This is a genomic window from Comamonas faecalis (genome assembly GCF_039538025.1).
GTDB classification, from domain to species: domain Bacteria; phylum Pseudomonadota; class Gammaproteobacteria; order Burkholderiales; family Burkholderiaceae_C; genus Comamonas_C; species Comamonas_C faecalis.
Genome location: NZ_BAABBP010000003.1, coordinates 109,438 through 130,116 on the forward strand (window position 1 = coordinate 109,438; position 20,679 = coordinate 130,116).

The 20,679-nt window shown below is 68.4% G+C and carries 20 protein-coding genes; 9 read left to right on the top strand and 11 right to left on the bottom strand.

Going from position 1 to position 20,679, the window contains the following annotated elements; all coding sequences use genetic code 11:
* Positions 1 to 20: 20 nt before the first annotated feature.
* A complete protein-coding gene (locus ABD767_RS02775; RefSeq protein ID WP_103044224.1) occupies positions 21 to 4,754 on the top strand; it encodes a hypothetical protein in 4,734 nt (1,577 codons plus the stop codon).
* Between the two features lie 22 nt (positions 4,755 to 4,776).
* On the opposite strand, the gene ABD767_RS02780 is transcribed toward ABD767_RS02775, so the two are convergent.
* The 3 genes from ABD767_RS02780 to ubiM all read right to left on the bottom strand — a co-directional run bounded on the left by ABD767_RS02780 (position 4,777) and on the right by ubiM (position 6,832).
* Positions 4,777 to 5,004 (bottom strand): hypothetical protein, encoded by a 228-nt coding sequence (locus ABD767_RS02780; protein ID WP_146031443.1) that lies wholly within the window; start codon positions 5,002 to 5,004, stop codon positions 4,777 to 4,779.
* A gap of 57 nt (positions 5,005 to 5,061) precedes the next feature.
* Positions 5,062 to 5,367 carry a hypothetical protein gene (locus ABD767_RS02785; protein WP_103044222.1) on the bottom strand — a complete coding sequence of 102 codons (306 nt, stop codon included), beginning with the start codon at positions 5,365 to 5,367 and terminating at the stop codon, positions 5,062 to 5,064.
* 220 nt (positions 5,368 to 5,587) lie between these two features.
* Complete coding sequence (gene ubiM / locus ABD767_RS02790; protein ID WP_103044221.1) at positions 5,588 to 6,832, bottom strand: 5-demethoxyubiquinol-8 5-hydroxylase UbiM; 1,245 nt, start codon at positions 6,830 to 6,832, stop codon at positions 5,588 to 5,590.
* A gap of 164 nt (positions 6,833 to 6,996) precedes the next feature.
* Between ubiM and ABD767_RS02795 the strand changes: the two genes are divergently transcribed.
* Positions 6,997 to 7,236 carry a DUF6139 family protein gene (locus ABD767_RS02795; protein WP_103044220.1) on the top strand — a complete coding sequence of 80 codons (240 nt, stop codon included), beginning with the start codon at positions 6,997 to 6,999 and terminating at the stop codon, positions 7,234 to 7,236.
* 24 nt (positions 7,237 to 7,260) lie between these two features.
* Here ABD767_RS02795 and ABD767_RS02800 read toward each other — a convergent pair whose 3' ends face one another.
* Entirely contained in the window at positions 7,261 to 8,175 is a 915-nt protein-coding gene (locus tag ABD767_RS02800) for a LysR substrate-binding domain-containing protein (protein WP_103044219.1), read from the bottom strand.
* A gap of 109 nt (positions 8,176 to 8,284) precedes the next feature.
* Here ABD767_RS02800 and ABD767_RS02805 point away from each other — a divergent pair, with 109 nt between their 5' ends.
* The 3 genes from ABD767_RS02805 (at position 8,285) to ABD767_RS02815 (ending at position 11,365) form a co-directional block, all read left to right on the top strand.
* On the top strand, positions 8,285 to 9,442 hold the full coding sequence (locus tag ABD767_RS02805) for an acyl-CoA dehydrogenase family protein (RefSeq protein WP_103044218.1): 1,158 nt from the start codon (positions 8,285 to 8,287) through the stop codon (positions 9,440 to 9,442).
* Between the two features lie 16 nt (positions 9,443 to 9,458).
* Positions 9,459 to 10,502 carry an acyl-CoA dehydrogenase family protein gene (locus tag ABD767_RS02810; RefSeq protein WP_103044217.1) on the top strand — a complete coding sequence of 348 codons (1,044 nt, stop codon included), beginning with the start codon at positions 9,459 to 9,461 and terminating at the stop codon, positions 10,500 to 10,502.
* A 74-nt stretch (positions 10,503 to 10,576) separates the two neighbouring features.
* On the top strand, positions 10,577 to 11,365 hold the full coding sequence (locus tag ABD767_RS02815) for a crotonase/enoyl-CoA hydratase family protein (RefSeq protein WP_103044216.1): 789 nt from the start codon (positions 10,577 to 10,579) through the stop codon (positions 11,363 to 11,365).
* A gap of 30 nt (positions 11,366 to 11,395) precedes the next feature.
* On the opposite strand, the gene ABD767_RS02820 is transcribed toward ABD767_RS02815, so the two are convergent.
* Positions 11,396 to 12,301, bottom strand: coding sequence for an EamA family transporter (locus tag ABD767_RS02820; RefSeq protein WP_103044215.1), 906 nt, complete (start codon positions 12,299 to 12,301; stop codon positions 11,396 to 11,398).
* 177 nt (positions 12,302 to 12,478) lie between these two features.
* On the opposite strand from ABD767_RS02820, the gene minC reads away from it, so the two are divergent.
* Genes minC through minE form a run of 3 tightly spaced genes read left to right on the top strand, consistent with a single transcriptional unit; the run spans position 12,479 to position 14,346 of the window.
* On the top strand, positions 12,479 to 13,222 hold the full coding sequence (gene minC / locus ABD767_RS02825) for a septum site-determining protein MinC (RefSeq protein ID WP_103044214.1): 744 nt from the start codon (positions 12,479 to 12,481) through the stop codon (positions 13,220 to 13,222).
* A gap of 38 nt (positions 13,223 to 13,260) precedes the next feature.
* The gene (gene minD, locus ABD767_RS02830) at positions 13,261 to 14,076 is read left to right on the top strand and encodes a septum site-determining protein MinD (RefSeq protein ID WP_103044213.1); all 816 of its coding nucleotides are present in this window, start codon (positions 13,261 to 13,263) and stop codon (positions 14,074 to 14,076) included.
* A gap of 6 nt (positions 14,077 to 14,082) precedes the next feature.
* On the top strand, positions 14,083 to 14,346 hold the full coding sequence (gene minE / locus ABD767_RS02835) for a cell division topological specificity factor MinE (protein WP_103044212.1): 264 nt from the start codon (positions 14,083 to 14,085) through the stop codon (positions 14,344 to 14,346).
* Between the two features lie 12 nt (positions 14,347 to 14,358).
* Here the strand turns inward: minE and ABD767_RS02840 are convergent, their stop codons facing one another.
* A complete protein-coding gene (locus ABD767_RS02840) occupies positions 14,359 to 14,916 on the bottom strand; it encodes a flavin reductase family protein (RefSeq protein WP_344868105.1) in 558 nt (185 codons plus the stop codon).
* 155 nt (positions 14,917 to 15,071) lie between these two features.
* On the opposite strand from ABD767_RS02840, the gene ABD767_RS02845 reads away from it, so the two are divergent.
* Positions 15,072 to 15,722 (top strand): TetR/AcrR family transcriptional regulator, encoded by a 651-nt coding sequence (locus ABD767_RS02845; RefSeq protein ID WP_344868107.1) that lies wholly within the window; start codon positions 15,072 to 15,074, stop codon positions 15,720 to 15,722.
* Between the two features lie 30 nt (positions 15,723 to 15,752).
* Here the strand turns inward: ABD767_RS02845 and ABD767_RS02850 are convergent, their stop codons facing one another.
* The 5 genes from ABD767_RS02850 to ABD767_RS02870 form a co-directional block, all read right to left on the bottom strand.
* Positions 15,753 to 16,175 (bottom strand): universal stress protein, encoded by a 423-nt coding sequence (locus ABD767_RS02850; RefSeq protein ID WP_103044211.1) that lies wholly within the window; start codon positions 16,173 to 16,175, stop codon positions 15,753 to 15,755.
* A gap of 66 nt (positions 16,176 to 16,241) precedes the next feature.
* On the bottom strand, positions 16,242 to 17,087 hold the full coding sequence (locus ABD767_RS02855) for a metallophosphoesterase (RefSeq protein ID WP_103044210.1): 846 nt from the start codon (positions 17,085 to 17,087) through the stop codon (positions 16,242 to 16,244).
* Between the two features lie 15 nt (positions 17,088 to 17,102).
* Positions 17,103 to 18,089, bottom strand: a complete 987-nt coding sequence (locus ABD767_RS02860; RefSeq protein WP_103044209.1) for a hypothetical protein — start codon at positions 18,087 to 18,089, stop codon at positions 17,103 to 17,105.
* Positions 18,090 to 18,235: 146 nt separating this feature from the next.
* The gene (locus ABD767_RS02865; RefSeq protein ID WP_344868109.1) at positions 18,236 to 20,104 is read right to left on the bottom strand and encodes a phosphoenolpyruvate carboxykinase (GTP); all 1,869 of its coding nucleotides are present in this window, start codon (positions 20,102 to 20,104) and stop codon (positions 18,236 to 18,238) included.
* Positions 20,105 to 20,432: 328 nt separating this feature from the next.
* Complete coding sequence (locus ABD767_RS02870) at positions 20,433 to 20,585, bottom strand: hypothetical protein (protein ID WP_344868111.1); 153 nt, start codon at positions 20,583 to 20,585, stop codon at positions 20,433 to 20,435.
* Positions 20,586 to 20,679 lie beyond the last annotated feature (94 nt).

The window sequence follows — 20,679 nt, forward strand, 5'->3', positions numbered from 1 at the left end:
CCGTTCGAGGGAGATCCGCCATGGCCATCCAAACCATCGTCTGGACCGCGCTGCCCCACGGCTGGGACGCGCAGGGCCGGCCGCGCCTGTCCATCGTCGTCGCGCCGCGTTTGAGGCCGCAAAAAGAGAGCGAGCACCACCTGGGCGCGCCCGCCTACAGCGACTTTCACAACTGGCCCAAGACGCTCGACGGCCTGGCGCTGGGCCTGTGCATCGGCGGCAAGGTCTTTCCGGTGGAGCGCCAGGGCCAGACCGACGCCGCGCTGTGGGACGCGCTGCTGGGCCCCGACACGCCGGTGGCCGGCTTTGTCTTCACCGACATGAGCCGCGTCAACCTGCGCTCGTTCTCCGTGCGCAATGTGCAGGGTTTTGTGCGCCAGCACTATGGCCGGCTGGCCACGCAGTCGCCCACCGAGCTGCCCACGCTGCTGCCCTGGAGCCAGGCCCACCCGGGCCTGCAGGACATGCTGACCGACCTGGGCACGCGCGTCGAACGCACCAACCTGGGCCGCCAGCCGCTCTACACCATGGCGCCCGGCCTCGACCGCTTCTTTGGCCCCGCGGGCGAGAAAAACGTCGAGCAGCAGATCAACCGCCAGGTCTTTGGCCCCGAGGGCCGCTACCGCGCGCCCCGCGTAGGCATTGATGGCAAGGTGGATGCCAGCGGGGGCGAGTTCACCATCCGCGTGCTGCCCACCGACTGGCAAGACCCGGTGCTGAACAGGCCGGATGCACCGCTGATGGCGCAGTTTCGCAGCGCCGCCGAATACGACCTGTACCAGGCCAACCGCTTTTACCGCCGCCGCCCGGCCACGCCGGCCGAGCAGGCTCTGCGCCGGCCCAGTTTTGAAGGCGTGGCTCCCGCGCCCGAGGAGCCCGAATACGACTTTCACCGCATCATCGCGTCCTACGCCGACACACCGGCCCTGCTGCGCGCGCTGGGGCTGGTCATCGACGTCGTCCTGCCGGCGGACAACCCGATTGCCGCCGCGCTGCGCCAGGAGAAAGAGGCCACGGGCGAGCTGGGCGTGCAGCTGATTTCCTGGCCTGGCCACGACAGCAAAAGCGACCGCTATCCGCAGACCGCCTGGCAGGCCACGGCCGAGCGCTTCGTCACGCGCAGCCGTACCAGCGACCACGCCGACGGCCTGCTGGCGCTGGCCGAGGCGCACGACCGCACGCTGGAATCCAACCGCAAGCTGCGCAGCGACTTCGACGTGTTCCAGCTCGACGTGGACGGCGCGGGGCTCAAGAGCGTCAACTTCGGCCTGACGGCGCAAAACCTGCTGGCGCGCAGCTTTGCCCCGGGCAGCCACGGCGAGGTGACCTACACCACCGGCGACCGCCAGGGCCTGGCCGCGCTGCGCTCGGGCGGCCTGGGCATTTCGCGCCACGGGCGCGCGGCCCAGGTGGCCACGACGGCGGCGGCCACGGCGCTGAAAAACAAAGCCATCGAGACATCGGCCGCCGAGTCCGAGCGCATCGTGCTGTACGCCGAGGACGTGCTGCGCGGCTACCGCGTCGACGTGCAGCCCCAGGACGGCGCCTGGCACAGCCTGTGCGCGCGCGTGGGCGACTACCGGCTGGCGCGCACCGGCCAGGCACTGGCGTTTGGGCCCGACGAGGGCTATGTGAAGGGCGCCAGCACCAGCGGCGACGGCGGCGACGACCACTATCTGCATGAGGCGCTGTTTCGCTGGACGGGCTGGAGCCTGGTGGCCGAGCGCCCCGGGCGCACGATTGCCGCCGTGCAGGAGGAGGGCAGCGGCCTGCAGGGCGAGGCGGTGCAGAGCGTGGACGCCGTCGCCAGCCAGGGCAACGGCCTGGTGGCGCGTTTTCGCGCCGCGCCGGGCAGCCTGCCGCGGCTGCGCTTTGGCTGGAGCTACCGCCTGCGCGCGCGCGTCGTCGACCTGGCGGGCAACAGCCTGCAGCCGGACGACGCCAGCCTGCGCAAGAGCAAGAACGAACAGGCGACCGAGGCCGTGAGCTATCTGCGCCTCGAACCCGTCGACCCGCCGGCGCTGGTGCACGCCCGCCGCGTGAGCGAGGGCGAGTCGCTCGAACGCCTGGTGCTGCGCAGCAATGCCGGCGTCTCGCCGCGCGACTACCTGCAAACCCCCGACTTTGCCGAGGCGGTGCAGCTCGATGTATCGGCGGATTTCGAATACCTGGCCACTTGCGAGCGCCACCTGGTGCCGCCCAAGGCCTCGCAGCTGCAGTGCGAGCAGCACGGCCTGTTCGACGAAGCCATAGGCAGCGGCGACGCCGACCGCGTCAAGACCGCCTACGCCATCGCCGCGCGCGAGGCGGGCACGCTGTACGACAAGCTGCCGGGCAGCCAGGTCGAGCTGGTGACGCCCGCTTCGGTTGACGCCGCAGCACAGACCAAGGACGTACCGCCCAGGCTGCCCGACGCCCAGCACCCCACGGGCGAGCGGCTGGTGGGCGGGCAGTACGTCGTGCATCGCCAGGATCAGGTCATCACGCCCTACCTGCCCGACCCGCTGGCCGCCGGCGTGGCCATCCACGGCGCGACCAATGCCGACATGCAGCGCATCGGCATCACCCAGCCCATGGAGCTGGGGCCCGATGCGCTCGTCGTGCTCGGGCCCAACCAGCAGTTGGTGCTGCTGGTGCGCTACGCCAAGGCCTGGCCCGACAGCACCGGCCTGCGCATCGTGCTGGCCGAGCGCGACGATCCGGCCTCTCTTGCCGAGGAATCCTGCTTCGAAGAGCCCCTGGGCGCGCAGGACTTGCCGCAGTGGGACGCCGCGCAGCGCGTGCTCACGCTCTTTGTGCGCAAAGGCCATGTCGCGCGGCTGCGCTACGCCAGCTTTGTCCACCCCCAGCGCATGCAGCAGCTGGCCCTGCCGCACTGGGCCGCGTCCAGCGGCCTGCAGCAAGTCATTGCCCTGCATGCGCTGCTGGGGCTGCACTGGATGGTCACCCCCAATCGCCCGTTGGTGCTGGTGCACGCCACGCAGCAGCCCATCTGCACGCCGCGCATCGACAAGATCCAAGTGCACCGCGAAGCGGGCGACAGCTTTGCCGACCTCGACGCCTTTGTGCAGTTGCACGGGCCGAGCAGCGGCAAGGTAGAGGTCGAGGCCGAATGGGACGAGTGGATAGACGACCCGAGCCAGCCCGGCCCGCAGCGGCGCACCCAGGTGCGCGCAGTCCTGGCCGAAATTGCGCTGCCCGAAAACCACGACAACACTTTTTATCTGGCAGCCCAGGCCCAGGCGCAGCGCCCGCCCGCGGGCAACGCCGGAGGGGGCAAGGGCGATCGCGCGCTGGGCAATCGCCACGAGCTGGGCGACACCCGCTTTCGCCTGGTGCGCTACCGCTTGCGCGCCACCACGCGCTTTCGCGAATACCTGCCGCCCGCGCTCTACGCGCAGACGGAGCTGGTCACGCGCGCCGGGCCGTTTGCACTGCAGCGGCGAGCACTGCTGGGCGCCGACACCGACCCCGGAGCGCCCGTGCTGTTCGACGTGGAGGGCGCTCAGCCCCAGGGCGTTGCCCTGCTCAGCAGCGCCGCGCCCGACGTACCCGTGGTGATCTACACCGTGCCCACGCTGGGCTGGCAGCGCGACCTGGCGCCCGGCCAGGCGCAGCGCACCAGCGAGCGGCTGGGCGGCGGCCTGCGCGTCTACCTTGACCGGCCCTGGTTCAGCTCGGGCGACGGCGAGCTGCTGGGCGTGGTGCTGCAGCCCGAAGGCCAGCGCTTTGGCGCGCTGGCGCCCGAGCTGCAGCCCTACGTCACGCAGTGGGGGCTGGACCCGATGTTTGACTCGGCCCTGCCCAAGGAGGCCAGCCAGGCGCGCCATTTCACCGCCCAGGTGGCCAGCGCCAGCGTCGAGCTGCTCGAACTGCCGGGCCGCCAGGTGCTCGTCGTTGGCCACCGCGTGCAGTGGGACGCGCAGCGCCGCCTGTGGTTTGCCGACATCGAGCTCGACGTGGGCAACAGCTATATGCCGTTTGTGCGCCTGTCGCTGGTGCGCTGGCAGCCGCAGTCGCTCGATCGTTTGAGCGTCTCGCGCACCGTGCTCACCGAGTTTGCCCAGCTGCTGGCGCACCGGCGCGCCGTGCTGCGCCAGGGCGCTGCCGGCGCCTGGGACATGGCGCTGTACGGCCCGGTGCCGGCCCAGGGCCCGATGCGCCTGTACAACGATTCGCCGCACCTGAACATCTCGCTGCAGCCCCAGCCCGGCAGCGAGATCGAAGGCGGGCGCAACCGCGTCGAGCTGGTGCTGCAAGAGCGCGACGCCAAGCTCGACTCCGACCTGGCCTGGAGCGACGTGGCCGTGCTTGCCGACGGCCAGGCCCTGCCCCCGGGCCAGCAGCCCGAGCGCGTGCCGGGAGTGGTGATCGTGCCGCCCAGGCTGCCGCTGCCGCGCCTGCCGGACCTTTTCGCGCAGCCGGCGCAAGCGCCGCAAGTGGTGGCGCCCACGCAGGTCACGCGCCAAAGCCGGCTGGGCGAGGCCTTGCGCTTTGATACCAGCATCGAGCTGCAGCGCCAGCCGGGGGCCATTACGGATCTCGACCGGTTCAAGGATTTGTTCGACCTGGCCGTTTGGCGTGCGTCGTTCCAACTGCCCGCAGACCAGGGCAAGGCGCCGCGGCGCCTGGTGATTCGCGAGTTCGAGCGCTACTACACCGACCGCTTCGTGGCCGAGACCGCCGGCGGGCGCAAGCTGCAGCGCCGCGTGGTCGAGGAGCGGCTGGTCTACACAGAGTTTTTCCCGCTGTAGAGCGGCTGCATCGCCGTTATCGCTATTTCAGGCGGATGGGAATGGTGGCTGCGTCGTTGTCAGGATCGCCAATTTGCAGGACGACCTCGCTCACGTCATCCGCAACCACGAACTCGACGGTGCCGTCCATCGCGGCATGGCTGGCGACGAGCTGGTTGAGTTCGTTGGTGGGTGCCTGGGGCTGGTTGCCGACCAGCAGGCGAAACGAACGATCCCAGAAATTGGCGTCATACCTGTCGTTGTTCGTCATTTGCACTTGAAAGACCAGCAAGCGCTTTCCAGGGGCATAACGATCGACGCCAATTGATCATATGTTGTAAACCACCTGCCCGATCCGGACTTGTTGCCCAGAGGGGAGCGCGGCATTGTGAGGGGCGGCCTCCTGGCCTGCCGCAGCGCCGGGTGCGCCTGCCGCGACAGGGGCTTGTTTGCTGGTTTCGGGCGGCTTGGGGTCGCTGCGCGCAATCACCGGCTTGGCTTGCGAAGAGTCAAACAAACCGGTTTGGTGCAGCGCCGCGACCAACCCCGCGATGGCCGTGATGACGGCAGCGACGGCCGTCAAAACTCCTGGAAGGGTTTGCCACCACCCCTTGGCGATGGGATTCTTGTCCATGATTCGAACTCCATGCTTTGCATTTGTGGAACTCGTGAACAAACACGCTTTTGTGCATCTTCTCTGCGTTTGAATATGCTTTTATTCGGCAAGAGTGAGGCGGAAGGCGAGCGCTTGCACCAATGGTAGCAGTCGAACAGGGTGTTGATCCAGTACAGGACGGCAGTGTCGCGTTGCGCCGTCGTGCCGTATCGCGGTATAGGCCTGTTCGCGAAACTCCTCAGTGCATGGCCCGCGGCCAGGCCGGACGCCGGCCCGTCAGCTGGCTGACGATGAGCGCCTGCAGCGGCGGCAGGCGGTTGGAACCGGCCAGCACCGCGCGCCGCAGCAGCCGCGCGGGGGTGCGCGTGTCGGTGTACAGGCGCACGATGGCGTTGGTGCCCTGGTACAGCGGCCAGCCGTGGCGCTGCTGGGCGCTGGCGTAGTGCTGCAGCACGCTGGCCGCGCCGATGTCGTGGCCGCGTGAGCGCGCCGTGGCCACGGCCTGCGACAGGCGCTCGACGCCCGCCAGCCCCAGGTTGAAGCCGTGCGCAGTGACCGGGTGCATGCCAATGGCCGCGTCGCCCAGCAGCGCGCAGCGTGTGCCGGCAAAGCGGTGGGCGTAGACGGCGACCAGCGGGTAGGCGTGGCGCTCGCCGACGGGCTCCATCGCGCCCAGCCGCCCCTGGAACTGTTGTTGCACGACAGCGGCGTAGTCTTCGGGTGAGAGGGCCAGCAGCTCCTGCGCTTCGTGCGTGCCGGCGGTGACGACGGCCGAACACAGCGGGCTGGCGTCCTCCACATCATCGGGCAGCGGCAGGATGGCCAGCGTGCGCTCATAGCCAAAGCATTCGTGCGCCGTCTCGTGGTGCGGGAGTTCGTGGCGAAAGCGGCTGACGATGACGGTGCGGCCAAAGTCGGTCATCGCCGCGCCAATGCCCAGCTGGCGGCGCACGGCGGAAAAGCGGCTGTCGGCGGCCACCAGCAGCGGCGCCTGCAGGCGCACGGGCGCGGCGTCGGGCTGGTCGGCGGGCACGTAGTGCAGCTCGGCGTGGTCGGGCGAGACGCTGACCGAGGTCACGCGCACGCCGCTCAGAATCCGCACCTCGTCGAGCTTGGAAGCCACCGCATACGCCGTGCGCTTGAGCGCCTGGTTGGGCACGATAGAGCCCAGGTGATCCAGCCCGGTGCCGCCGGCGTGCAGCAGCATCGATCCGTGCTGGCCGACCGGGCCGTCGTGCACCTGGGCGCTGCGCAGCAGGCCGATCTCGTGCGCCTGCAGCTGCTGCCAGTGGCCCAGGCGCTGCAGCAGCGCCACGCTGGGGTGGGTCAGCGCAATCTCGCGCCCGTCGGGCGCAGGATCGGCCAGCTGGGCCTCGGTCTGCATCTCCAGCACCGTGCTGCGCAGCCCGGCCTGGGCCAGCGCAATCGACAGGGACAGGCCGGCCGGGCCGGCGCCAATGATCAGAACGTCGCTTTGTTGCATGGCGCGATGGTACGGCGCGCGCGCCGTACTCGCGCCATTGTTGGGGTTGGGCCTGGGGTTTCCGCGCCATTGGCGTGAAGGGGACGCGGCACTGGCATGGTTTGTGTGCCGCGATTGGAGGGTGAGGGGTAGAGTGATGGCTCTCTCTTGATCGAGGATCTGACATGCGTGTGGACATCTATCGCCGAGCCGAGGCCCAGGGGCGCTTCTCCTACCTGGTCGTGCCCGAGAACAAAGTGCTACCCCAGGAGGTCACCAACCTGGACTGGGAGCGCCATGCCCAGGGCAAAGACCTCAACGAAGAGGCCAAGCGCTGGCCCGAGCTGGGCATAGAGCAGCCCGGGCAGCAGCTGCGCGACAAGGGCTACGCCATCACCAGCCTGGACGAGCAGCGGCCGGGATAACCGTCTGGGACGGATCGTCGCCCCTCAGCTTCCGCCTTGCGCGTGGGCCGCGCTGGCGCAGTGCAGTGCGTGCTCGGCAAAGCGCTGCACCACGCGGTTGGGTTCGCCTGCCAGGCGCGCCAGCGCAATGCCCAGGTGAAAGCCGGCGGGGTTGTCTGTGAGGCGCAGGCATTTCACGCCGGCGGGCAAAACGCGCTGGGCCACGCCGGCGACCAGCGCTACGCCCAGGCCGGCGGCCACCAGGCTCAAAATGGTCTGCACCTGCATGGCTTCCTGCGTCACGCGCGGCACAAAGCCCGAGAACTGGCAGCGCATCTGCGCCAGCGCGGCCAGCCCCGGCACCGGGCCGTGCGGGTACATGATGAAGGGTTCGTGCGCCGCAGCGCTCAGCGCAATGGCGTCGTGCGCGGCCAGCGCGCTGTGCGTGCTCACGGCCAGCACGAATGCGTCGCGTTCGAGCGCCAGCACGTCAAAGCCCGCCGGGTCGGGCAGCGGGTAGCGCAGCAGGCCGGCGTCGAAGCGCCGCTCGAGCAATCCTTGCAAAATCTCGCTGGTCGTCGCCTCGGTCAGCTCCAGCCGGATCTTGGGCAGGTGCTGGCGCAGCGACGGAATCAGCGCCGGCAGCAGCGCAAACGTGGCCGTGCCGACAAAGCCCAGGCGCACCACGCCGCCCTCGCCCTCGCGCGCGTCCTGCACTGCCTGGCGGCAGCGCTGCGCGTGCGCCAGCGCCAGGCGCGCGTCGGCCAGCATGGCATGGCCCGCGGCGGTCAGCAGCACGCCAGTGGTGGTGCGCTCGAACAGCTCGCACGCCAGTTCACCTTCGAGTTTGCGTATCGACACCGACAGCGGCGGCTGCGCCATGAACAGCTTTTCGGCCGCGCGGTGAAAGTTGCCCGTCTCGGCCAGGGTGACGAACTGCTGGAGTTGGCGCAGGTTCATGTCGATATTCAAACGATATTGAAAACAGGTTTTTTAATATTAGACATCACGCAAGCGGCTGACTACAGTGGTTTGGGCGTCGCTCTGGCGCTGTTGCTGCGTTTCTTTCATGTCGACCTTGCAATCTCTCTCGCTCACCACCATCCCGCCCGAGGACGAGGCGCTGCGCGCCGAGGTGCGCGCTTTTCTCGCCGAGGCGACCAAGAGCTTGCCCGCTCATATCCGCGCTCGCTCCTGGGGCGGCTACAGCGCCGAGTTGAGCCGCAAGCTGGGGCAAAAGGGCTGGATAGGCGTGACCCTGCCCAGGGAATACGGCGGCGGCGGGCGCAGCGCCTTTACGCGCTATGTGCTGGTCGAGGAATACCTGGCCTGCGGCGCGCCCGTGGGTTCGCACTGGATTGCCGACCGCCAGAGCGCGCCGCTGATCCTGAAATACGGCACCGAGGCGCAGAAGCGCTTCTACATCCCCCAGGTCTGCCGCGGCGAGGCGTTTTTCTGCATCGGCATGAGCGAGCCCAATTCCGGCTCGGACCTGGCCAGCGTGAAGACGCGCGCCACGCCCAACGACAAGGGCTTTGTGCTCAATGGCCAGAAGATCTGGACCACCAACGCCCACCACTGCCGGTACATGATCGCGCTGGTGCGCACTTCCGGCAGCAGCGAGGATCGGCACAAGGGGCTCTCGCAGGTCATCGTCGATCTGCAGCTGCCGGGCGTCACGGTGCGCCCCATCGAGGATTTGTCGGGCGACAGCCATTTCTGCGAGGTGTTCTTCGACAACGTGCAGTTGGACGCCGATGCGCTGATCGGCGCCGAGGGCCAGGGCTGGAGCCAGGTGACGGCCGAGCTCGCCTTCGAGCGCAGTGGACCCGAGCGGCTGTTCTCTTCCATCGTGCTGTTCGACCAGTGGCTTCAGTATGTGCGCACACCGCAGGGGCGCACGGATGCGGCGGTGCGCCTGGCTGGCAAGGTGCTCACGCAGCTCAGCCCCCTGCGCGCCATGTCGGTGGCGATCCAGGAAAAGCTGGTGCGCGGGCAAAGCCCCATCGTCGAAGCCGCGCTGGTCAAGGAGCTGGGCACCACGCTGGAGCAGATGATTCCCGCGGCGATTGCCGACGACCTGTTCGCGCGCGACGCGCAGGACGTTCCCGTGGAGCTGCTCATGACGCTCAAGTACATCACCGAGGCCTCGCCCTCGTTCTCGCTGCGCGGCGGTACGCGCGACATCCTGCGCGGCATGATTGCGCGTGGCCTGGGCTTGCGCTGAAACGGAGGCACGCAACATGAGCCAAGACAACGATCTCTTTGCCGACGCGGCCCGCCAGCTGCTGGCGGCCGAATGCACGCCCGCCGTCGTGCGCGCCATCGAAGCCGGTGGTCGCGCCGCGCCCGAGGCGGCCGCGCTGTGGGCGCAACTGGAAGCAACGGGCCTGGCCGATGCGCTGCTGAGCGAGGCCGACGGCGGCGCGGGCCTGGGCCTGTCCCAGGTCTTTGGCGTGCTGGAGCAGTGCGGCGCCCACGCGCTGCCGCTGCCGCTGGCCGACACCCTGGTGGCGTGCGCGCTGCTCGCCGCCGCTGGCGCAGTCCGGCCCGAAGGCGCGATTGCGCTGGCGCGTGGCGAGCGGCTGGCAGATGGCGGCCTGCGCTGCGCCCTGGTGCGCGGCGGGCGCGTGGCGGCGTCGGTGCTGGTGCAGGCGCAGGCGGGTGGTGAATGGCGCTTGCTGCCCGTGGCCGGAGCGCAGGAATCGCCCCAGGCGCTGGCGCTCGATGCGGCGTTCACATGGACGGCCGCGCAGGTGCAGGCCGCGATCCGCATCGCCGTGGATGCCGACGCGCGCACGCTGCAGGCCGCGGTGCTTGCGCCGCAGATGGCCGGCGCGCTGGCCAGCGTGTTCCAGCGCACGCTGCAATACGCCAACGAGCGCCAGCAGTTCGGCCGCCCGATCGGCAAGTTCCAGGCCATACAGCACCAGCTGGCCGTGATGAGCGAGCATGTGTTCGCCGCGCGCATGGCGGCGCAGCTGGGCTGCAGCGGCGCGGGCGCGGTGCCCAACCATTTGCCCGACTTGCTGCGCGTGGCCACCGCCAAGGCGCGCTGCAGCGAGGCGGCGCTGGCCGTCAGCGAACTGGCGCATTCAATCCACGGCGCCATCGGCTTTACCGCCGAATACGACCTGCAGCTGTTCACGCGCCGCCTGCACGCCTGGCGCCAGAGCGCGGGCAGCGAGTCCTGGTGGCACGACGTGGCCGGCCGGGCGCTGCTGGAGCACGAGGGGCTGACGCTGGACATGGTGCGGCGCATTACCGACGTGGAAGCCTTGCCTTGAAACCGTGGCTGCCCGTGCTGTGACCCTGAACAGCAGGCGCCGGCAGCCTCTTTTTTGCTAACGGAGAACCACCTATGGCCTTTCTCACCCTGGAGCGCGACGGCGCCATCCTCACCGTCACCATGAACCAGCCCGAGACGCGCAACGCGCTGACCGGCAACACGGCGGTGGCCGAGTTCGTCCAGCTGTGCGACGACCTGCGCCGCGACGCCAGCGTCAAAGTCGTCATCCTCACCGGTGCCGGCCCCATCTTCAGCTCGGGCGGCAACGTCAAGGACATGAAGCGGTTTTTTGACGACGCGCTCACGCCCGACCTGATCCGCGAGGAATACCGCCAGGGCATTCAGCAGATACCGCTGGCCATGCAGCAGCTGGACGTGCCGGTGATCTGCGCGGTCAATGGCCCGGCCATCGGCGCGGGGCTGGACCTGACCTGCATGTGCGACATCCGCATCGCCAGCGAGACGGCAACGTTTGCCGAGAGCTTTGTGCGCGTGGGCATCGTCCCCGGCGACGGCGGCGCCTGGCTGCTGCCGCGTGCCGTCGGCATGGCCAAGGCCAGCGAGATGGCGTTCACCGGCGAGGCCATCAACGCCCAGGAGGCGCTGGCCTGCGGCCTGGTCAGCCGCGTCGTGCCGCCCGCCGAGCTGCTGCCCACGGCCCGCGCGCTGGCCGCAAAGATCGCCGCAAACCCCGGCGCCGTGATGCGCATGACCAAGCGCCTGCTGCGCGAGGGCCAGGGCGCCACGCTGGCCAGCGTGCTGGAACTGTCGGCCGCCTGCCAGGCGGTGGCGCACAAGACGGCCGACCACCGCGAGGCCGTCACCGCCTTCATCGAGAAACGCGCACCGCGTTTCCAGTGAAAGCGCCCGCTGCGCTTTTGTTGAGGGCGCTCAGCCGCGCCGGTTGACCAGCACGATGCCGACGGCGACCAGCGCCAGCGCGGCGACCAGCGCTAGCGTGATGGGCTCGCCCAGCCACGACGCGCCGATCAGCAGCGTGAATACCGGCGTGAGAAACACAAAGGCCGACAGCCGCGTGGCTGGGTAGTGCGTCAGCATCCACATCCACAACAGGTAGCTGACGAAGCCGCCCAGGCCCTGGATCAGCAGCGACGTCCAGGCAAACGCGCTGAAATCGATCTGCCAGGGCTCGCCCAGCAGCAGCGACAGCAGCGGCAGCACCGCTGCGCTCACACCCATCTGCATCAGCAGCTGGCGCGCCGGCCGCGCCTGCGCCAGCGGTGAGGCGCGCAGCACCACGGTGGTCAACCCCCACAGCAGGCCGGCGGCCAGGCCCAGGGCATCGCCCAGCCAGGTGCTGTCCGGCTGCGCGGAGCCGAACAGGCCATCGCCCAGCGCCAGCAGCACACCGACGAAGGCGCATACCAGGCCCAGCCACTGGACGCGGCGCAGCCGCTCGGCGGCAACGAAGTGCGGCAGCACCAGCGCCACCCAGAACGGCGAGCAGTACAGAAACACGGTCAGGCGCGACGCGCCCGTGTACTGCATGCCGATGAACAGCAGCGCAAACTCGCTGGCAAACAGCGCGCCGGCCAGAAGCCCCCAGCGCCACACACCGGGCGGCTCGTCGTTGCCGGCCAGAGACACGCCGCGGCTGCGGCACCACAGCCACAGTGCCAGCGTGCCCAGCGCAAAACGCCAGAAGGCCTGGTAGACGGGCGCCACCTCGGTCACCGTGGCCTTGACCAGCACCTGCTGAAAGCCCCAGAACAGGCAGCAGGCGAGCAGCAGGGCGGCGGCGCGGGTGTCAAGGTGGTTTTTGCGGGCGGAGGGCATGGGGCGCCATTGTGATGCGCTTGCCGGGTGGCGCCGGTCGCCCCCGCTACTGCACCGCCGTGGCAGGCGGTCGTGGGCTGGCCTGGCGGTCATTTGGTTACACCCAGGGGGCGAGGCCAGAGGGACGGTGCAAGGTAAACTTGCGCGTTTTGCGCCCTCTACCTTCCCATCGTCTCCATGCCCGTTGAATCCGCGGGGCAAGCCCGCGCCAGTTTTGACCTGAAAAGCGCCCAGCTGCCCGTGGTGGCCGTTGCGCTCAAGTCCACCGACGTGCAGGAGATCGCCCAGGAGCTTGCGCAGCGCCTGGGAGGCGAGGCTGACTTCTTCGACAACGACCCGGTGCTGATCGACCTCGGCCTGGTTCACGACGCGCCCGGGCCGATCGACTTTCCCGCACTCATCGCCGCGCTGCGCAGCTACCGCACGCGTCCGGTGGCGGTGCGCGGCGGCAACGGCGCGCAAATGCAGGCGGCGCACGAAGCCGGGCTGATCGCCGCTCCCGACGCGCCGCAAGGGCGCACGGCGCCCGCCCAGCCAGTGGTACGCGAAGTGATCCACGAGGTCGAGGTGGTGCGCGAAGTGGCGGTCGGCACGCCGACGCTGGTCGTCGACAAGCCGCTGCGCTCGGGCCAGCAGGTCTATGCGCGCGGCGGCGACCTGATCGTGCTGGCCATGGTCAGCTTTGGCGCCGAGGTGATCGCCGACGGCAACATTCACGTCTACGCGCCGCTGCGCGGCCGGGCGATGGCCGGTGCGCGCGGCAATGCCGATGCGCGCATCTTCGCCACCTGCCTGGAGGCGCAGCTGGTGTCCATCGCCGGCATGTACCGCACCAGCGAAAATGCGCTGCCCGACAACGTGCGCGGCAAGCCCGCCCAGGTGCGCCTGGAGGGCGAGAAACTCGTCATCGAGCCGCTTTGACTTCACACTGAGACAGACTGCTTAAGGAAACCGCACCCATGGCCAAAATCGTCGTCGTCACCTCCGGCAAGGGGGGGGTGGGCAAGACCACCACCAGCGCCGCGTTCGCCTCGGGCCTGGCGCTTGCCGGCCACAAGACCGCCGTCATCGATTTCGACGTCGGCCTGCGCAACCTCGACCTGATCATGGGCTGCGAGCGCCGCGTGGTCTACGACTTCATCAACGTCATCCAGGGCGAGGCCAACCTCAATCAGGCGCTGATCAAGGACAAGCAGTGCGACAACCTGTTCGTGCTGGCCGCCAGCCAGACGCGTGACAAGGACGCGCTGACCCTCGAAGGCGTGGAGAAGGTGCTCAAGGACCTGGCGGAGATGGGTTTCGACTACATCGTCTGCGACTCGCCCGCCGGCATCGAGAGCGGCGCGCTGCTGGCCATGCACTTTGCCGACGAGGCGCTGCTGGTGACCAATCCCGAGGTGTCCAGCGTGCGCGACTCCGACCGCATCCTCGGCATGCTGGCGAGCAAGACGCGCCGCGCGAGCGAGGGCGGCGAGCCGATCAAGGAGCATCTCCTGATCACGCGCTACAACCCCAGCCGCGTCGAGGACGGGCAGATGCTCAGCCTGGAGGACATACAGGACATTCTGCGCATCAAGTTGATTGGTGTGATCCCGGAGTCAGAGAGCGTGCTGCAGGCGTCCAACCAGGGCTTGCCGGCGATCCACCTCAAGGGCAGCGACGTGGCCGAGGCCTATGGCGACGTGGTTGCGCGCTTTCTGGGCGAGGAGCGGCCGATGCGCTTCACTGATGCGGCCAGGCCCGGCTTCTTCAAGCGCATCTTCGGCGGGAGGTAAGCGGCCATGTCCCTGCTGTCCTTTTTGCTGGGCGAGAAGAAGAAGTCCGCGGCAGTCGCCAAGGAGCGGCTGCAAATCATCCTGGCGCACGAGCGCAGCGGCCGCGGTGCCGGCCAGCCCGATTACCTGCCGGCGCTGCAGCGCGAGCTGGTGGCGGTGATATCCAAATACATCAAGATCGACCCCGACGACCTGAAGGTGCACTTCGAGCGCCAGGATGACCTGGAGGTGCTGGAGGTCAAGATCGAGCTGCCCGATACGGCGCGCTGACGCCGCACCTCTCTATTTGTTCATCGGCCGCGACGCGCGCGGCGACAGGCTGCCCAGCGGGTGCTCGGTGTAGAACATGCCGCCATGGTAGAGCAGCGGGGCCGCACCCGCGCGGTGGCTGCAGTGCTCGACCTGGCCGACGAAGATGGTGTGGTCGCCCTCGGGGTACTGGCTGCGGTTGGCGCAGACGAAGACCGCCGCAGTGTCGTCGATGATCGGCAGGCCGTGCATGCCTTCGTGCCAGGCGGTGCCGGCAAAGCGGTCGATGCCGCGCGTGGCGAAGCGCTCGGCCAGCGCGCGCTGCTCGACGGCCAGCACATGAATGGCGTAATGCCCCGCCTGGGCAAACACCGGCATCGACGCGGTCAGTTGCGACAGGCTCCATAGCACCAGCGGCGGGTTCAGCGCCACCGAGTTGAAGGAGCTGGCCGTCATGCCGATGGGCTGGCCCTGGGGCGTGAGCGTGGTCACGATGGTCACGCCGGTGGCAAACATGCCCAGCGCATCGCGCAGTGCGCGCGTCGTGAAAGTGCTGGAGTGGGAGGGGGCGTCGATCAGGCTGGAGGTCACTGCAAGGCTGCGGCGCGGCGCAGTACGGTCTGAAAAAGCATGGGCATATTATCGCCAGCGGCCGGGCCAGCGCGGGCGGTCATTGACGTTGGGCCCGGTGGGGGCTCTTGCCGCCATGCGGCGCTGCGGTGGAAAAGGCCTCTACCATCGACGCCATGAGCACCTCCTCGCTGTCCGAGCGCCCATCGTTCAAGGCGCAGATGCACCAGGCGCGCGAAGACGCCATCGTGCAGGCCGCCTGCCGCCTGCTGGGTGAAAAAGGCTTCGAGACCATGACGGTCGACGAGGTGGCCGCCTCGGCTGGCATTGCCAAGGCCAGCCTGTACAAGCATTTTTCCGGCAAGGACGATTTGTGTACCGCAGCCATCGTCCATGGCGTGCAGCGCCTGCTGCAACAGGTGCAGGACATGCCGGAAGACATGCCGGCGCTCGAACGCCTGCAGGCCTTGCTGCGCTGGTTGCTGGAGCAGCAGCTGTGCGAAGAACCGCCGCTGTTGCCGCCGCGCCATTCGCCGTTGGCGCAGGCGGTGCGCTCGTGCCCGTCCTATCTGATTGCGATGGGCCAGGTGCAGGCCTGCACGCTGCAGTGGATCGCGCAGGCGCAGGCGCTGGGGCAGCTGCGCAGCGAGCTGCCCGCCGACGTCGTGATGTGCGCGCTGCTGGCGCGCGCCAGCGGGCCGATGCTGGAGATGCTGCGCGAGCGCGGTGGCTACAGCGACGCGCAGGTCGTCGACTGGGCCATGGACGCCTGCCTCAACGGGCTGCTCAACTGCACGCAGGCCAATTGCACGCGGGTCACGCAGTAGCGCGCCCGCGTCCTGGTGGAGTCGCGGAGCTCAGCGCACCAGCAGCACCGGAACGTCGCACTTGGCCAGCACCTGGGTGCTCACCGAGCCCATGACCAGGCGGCCCAGCGCGCCGTGGCCATGCGTGCCCATCACGATCAGGTCGTACTTGCCCTGCTGCGCCACCTTGGCGATGACCTCGCCGGCCGGGCCCACTTCGGTGATGGTCTTGAGCTGGACGCCGTGGCGCGCCATGTACTCGGTGACCGGAGCCATGACCTTCTCGGACTCTTCGGTGTAGAACTCGTCAAGCACCTCCTTGCTCAACGTGGCGCGGGCGCGCGGCGGCAGCTGGGGCTGGACCGTGATCGCCGTATAGCTGTGGTTTGCGCCCAGCATTTCCTCGTTGGCAGCCAGGTAGGCCAGCATTTTCTTGGTGTAGGCACTGCCGTCGACGGCGAGCAGGATGTTCATGCCAATTCTCCAGGAGGTAGAAAGGAAAGCCGCGCCGGACACAAGACCATGGCGGCCAAGGGGAAATCATACGTCGATTGTGCAGTGCGGCCGGAACAGGTGTTGCTCCGCCTTGCGTCCATAGCCCAGCGGGTTGGCCACCACGCGGCAGCGCCAGGTGCTGGCGTCTGCGCGTCGGCCCTGGGCCACGTAGTCGCACGGTGTGTGCAGATGGCCGTGCAGCCACAGGTCGGCATGCGCGAGCGCGTCGTCCAGTGCGTTGCAAAAGCCCGCGGTGCCCGGCACCAGGCCATAGCGCGGGTCGGCGCTCCTCAGGCTGGGTGCAAAGTGGGTGACGGCGACGGTGGGGCCGCCAAAGGGCTGGGCCAGCGCCTGGCGCAGCCACTGCTGGCAGCGAAGCGACTGCTCGCGCACCTGCGGAGCCAGGAATGGCTGGCCGGCGCGCGTGCCGCCGGTCTTGGACAGGTAGAAGTTGGCGGCGCGCCAGGCCTTGTCGCGCTGGACTTGCTGCTGGGCGGGGTCGGTGATTCCGGCGTGCACGATCAGCGCTTCGAAGTCGCTCCACAGCGTGGTGCCGATGAAGCGTACGCCGTCGATGACCACGCTCTCACGCTCCAACCAGATCAGGCCCAGCCGCTCGCAGGTGGCGCGCAGCCGCGCGTGGGCTGTGTCGAAGTCCTGGTTGTCGTATTCGTGGTTGCCGGGCACGAAGACCACCGGCGTGGGCCAGCCGCCGTACTGCGGCAGTGGCGAGAAGCGCGCCAGGCCGAAATCCTCATCCTGCAGGCGCGAGCCGCGCTGATAGGAGCCGATGTCGCCGGCCAGCACCAGCAGGTCGGCGCCCACGGCAGGGCTGGCGGCAAACTGCGGCTGCGCCTCCAGGTGCAGATCCGACAGCAGCTGGATGCGCATCGCAGGCGGGTTCTCTCAGCGCCCCAGCGCGTCGACCAGCGCCGCGAACTCGGCGTGGGGCACGGGCAGCTTGCGGTCGTGGCCGCTGCCGCTGGTGATGTGCAGTGGCCAGTCGGTGCGCGCGCCGCGCTGGTACTGGCTGGCCAGTTGCCGCGCCAGCGCCAGCGGAATGTCGAAGTGGTGCGTTTCGTAGTACGAGCATTTACGCGCCATCAGATCGCGCATGGTGCACACGGTGCTCTCGCGCTCTTGCGTCAGGGGGGCCGCCTGCTCGCCTTGCGAGCCACCGTCAAAGTGCGCCTGCGTGTAGTGGTGCGGCGCGTAGTCGGTGTAGCTGAGCACCGCGGTCACGCGCACCGTGTCGGGCGCGTCGGCGCGAACCGACAGAAAGGTGAGGTTGGGGTAGTCGCGGTCTTCGATGTAGTGCGCGGCCTCGGTGCTGACCAGCGCGTCTGCACCATCGCCGCTGCGTGCCAGGCGCTCGGCGTAATAGCGCTTGCGCCAGTGGTGCGCCATGGCGTCGAACGCCTGCTGGCTGTCGACTGCCTTGAACAGGTAGTCGCCATGCTTCCACGAGTCGCCTTTTTGCATCAGCGTGTAGCTGCTGGCCACGCCGCGCGGAAAGAAGGCGTGGTAGCTGCTCTTTTCGGCCGTTTTGCCCGGCTCGGTGATGGTGCTGCGCTCGGTGCCGCGGCATTCCAGCGGCTTGCCCTCGGGGTCGGCCAGCGTGGTGATGGTGGCCTCGCACACGCCATCGGCATCCACCGTGCAGCGCCACGGGGCGCTGTGTTTTTGCGCCTTCCAGAACGATCCCGCCGATGCCTCGCAGGTGCCGGCGAGCTGCGTGCCCTGCAGTGGGTAGGACTGGGCGTCGAGCACCAGGAAGTGGGCCGTGCCCTGCATCGTGGACAGTGGTGCGGCGGAGGCGTCGGGCGCGGCCTGCGCGCCCAGGGACAGCGCAGCGCACAGCGATGCGGCCAGAACCGGGACAAGGAGTTTCATGGGTGGTGGGGATGCGGTGTCTTGCGGCGGCGCGACGTTGCGCCACCGGCCGCGCGCATCGTAGCGCCGTGGGTGCAGCCAAGCGCAGCATTCACGCACGGCGGCGCGGGATATCGCCGGCCGTGCGTGTACGCCGCCCAGGCGCTTCAGGCCGCGGGCAGGCGCTGCTCCAGCTGGGCGCGTACCTGCAGCAGCTCCTGTGGCAGGTGGTAGGCCAGCTTGGTGAAGTGCTCGTCGTGCAGCTTGAGTTCGTCGAGCCAGGCGGCGCGCTCGATGCTGGTGACGCTGTCGTACTGCGCGGCGCTGAAGTCCAGGCCCTGCCAGTGGATCTCGCCATAGGTGGGTGCGATGCCGAAGGCGGTTTCCTGGCCGGTGGCCTGGCCCTCGATGCGGTCGAGCATCCACTTGAGCACGCGCATGTTTTCGCCGTAGCCTGGCCAGACGAACTTGCCGTCAGCGCCCTTGCGGAACCAGTTCACGCAGTAGATGCGCGGCAGCGTCGCGCCCTGTGCAGCAATCTTGCCGCCCAGATCCAGCCAGTGCTGGAAGTAATCGCTCATGTTGTAACCGATGAAGGGCAGCATGGCGAAGGGGTCGCGGCGCACCACGCCCTGCGCGCCAAAGGCGGCAGCCGTGGTCTCGCTGCCCATGGTGGCGGCCATGTACACGCCCTCGGTCCAATTGCGCGCTTCGGTCACCAGCGGCACCGTGGTCGAGCGGCGTCCGCCGAAAATGAAGGCGTCGATCTTCACGCCGGCCGGGTCGTCCCAGGCGGCGTCGAGCGCCGGGTTGTTGGTCGCGGCGACGGTGAAGCGGGCGTTGGCATGCGCTGCCTTGCGCCCGGCCTTGCCGTCCTCGGGCGTCCAGTCCCGGCCCTGCCAGTCGATCAGGTGCTCGGGCATCACGCCGGTGTCTTTTTCCATGCCTTCCCACCACACGTCGCCGTCGTCGGTCAGTGCGACGTTGGTGAAGATGACGTCCTTGTTCAGGCTGAGCATGCAGTTCGGGTTGGTCTGCATGTTGGTGCCGGGAGCCACGCCGAAGTAGCCCGCTTCGGGGTTGATGGCGCGCAAGCTGCCGTCGGACTGGGGCTTGATCCAGGCGATGTCGTCGCCAATCGTCGTCACTTTCCAGCCGTCGAAGGCCTTGGGCGGCACCAGCATCGAGAAGTTGGTCTTGCCGCAGGCGCTGGGGAAGGCGGCGGCGATGTGCGACTTCTTGCCCTCGGGGCTGGTCACGCCAAGGATCAGCATGTGTTCGGCCAGCCAACCCTCGTCGCGGCCCATCTTGGAGGCAATGCGCAGCGCCAGGCATTTCTTGCCCAAGAGCGCGTTGCCGCCGTAGCCCGAGCCATAACTCCAGATCTCGCGCGTCTCAGGGTAGTGGACGATGTACTTGGTCTTGGCGTTGCAAGGCCAGCTTGTCGTGTCTTTTTCGCCGGCGGCCAGCGGCGCGCCCACGGTGTGCATGCAGGGAACGAACTTGCCCTCGGCGCCGATCACGTCGTAGACGGCGCGGCCCATGCGCGTCATCAGGCGCATGTTGACGGCGACATAGGCGCTGTCCGACAGCTCCACGCCCACATGGGCGATGGGGCTGCCCAGCGGGCCCATCGAGAACGGCACCACATACATGGTGCGCCCGGCCATGCAGCCGTCGAACAGCGGCTGCAAGGTGGCGCGCATCTCGGCCGGCGCCATCCAGTTGTTGGTGGGGCCGGCGTCTTCCTTCTTGTCGGAGCAGATGAAGGTGCGGTCTTCGACGCGCGCCACGTCCGACGGGTCGGACCAGGCCAGGTAGCTGTTCGGGCGTTTGGCTGGGTTCAGGCGCTTGAAGGTGCCGGCGTCGACCAACTGCTGGCACAGCTGGTCGTATTCCTCTTGCGAGCCGTCGCACCAGTGGATGCGGGCGGGCTTGCACAGCGCGGCCATGTCGGCCACCCAGGCGATCAGTTTGGCGTTCTTGACGTAGCCGGGCGCCTGGAGGTTCAGGCCTTGCGTGTAGGGAGCGTTCATCGGAGGACTTTCGGGAGTTGGGTAACCGTTTTGTCAAAGGCGGGCGTCGCACCGGCGCGTGCGGGCGGGGCACAGCATGCAGGGGGGAGCGCAGGCCTTTGAGAAAGCGGCTGCAAGCGGGGTGCAGACTTGCTCTGCACGAGGCCAAGCATTTGATTTTAGAGAGAGCCCCTGGATTTGTCTTTGTGCCGGGTGCCAAAACTATGCAAACAATGCATGAATATATGTTTGCATAAAGATGCGGACGCTGGCGCCGCAATGACAACGGCCCCGCAAGCGGGGCCGTTGGATGGCAGGCGGTGTTGCCGTGGTGGGTGCGGACGGTGACTCAGCCGACGACGATGGCGATCAGGGCCAGCAGGAAGATCACCAGTGCGCCGACCACCGGAATGACGATAGGGATCTGGCCCATGATGCCGTCGGTGATGTCGTCGTTGCCGATGTCGGCGGGGTGGCGCGCAATGGCCTCGCTCTTGTCCATGGTCTGTCTCCTCGGGTTGCTGTCGTTTGCGCGCCAGTGTAGCGACTTGCGCCTGGCCGTGCCATGCGCGCGGCGTTGATGGCCTTGACCGGGG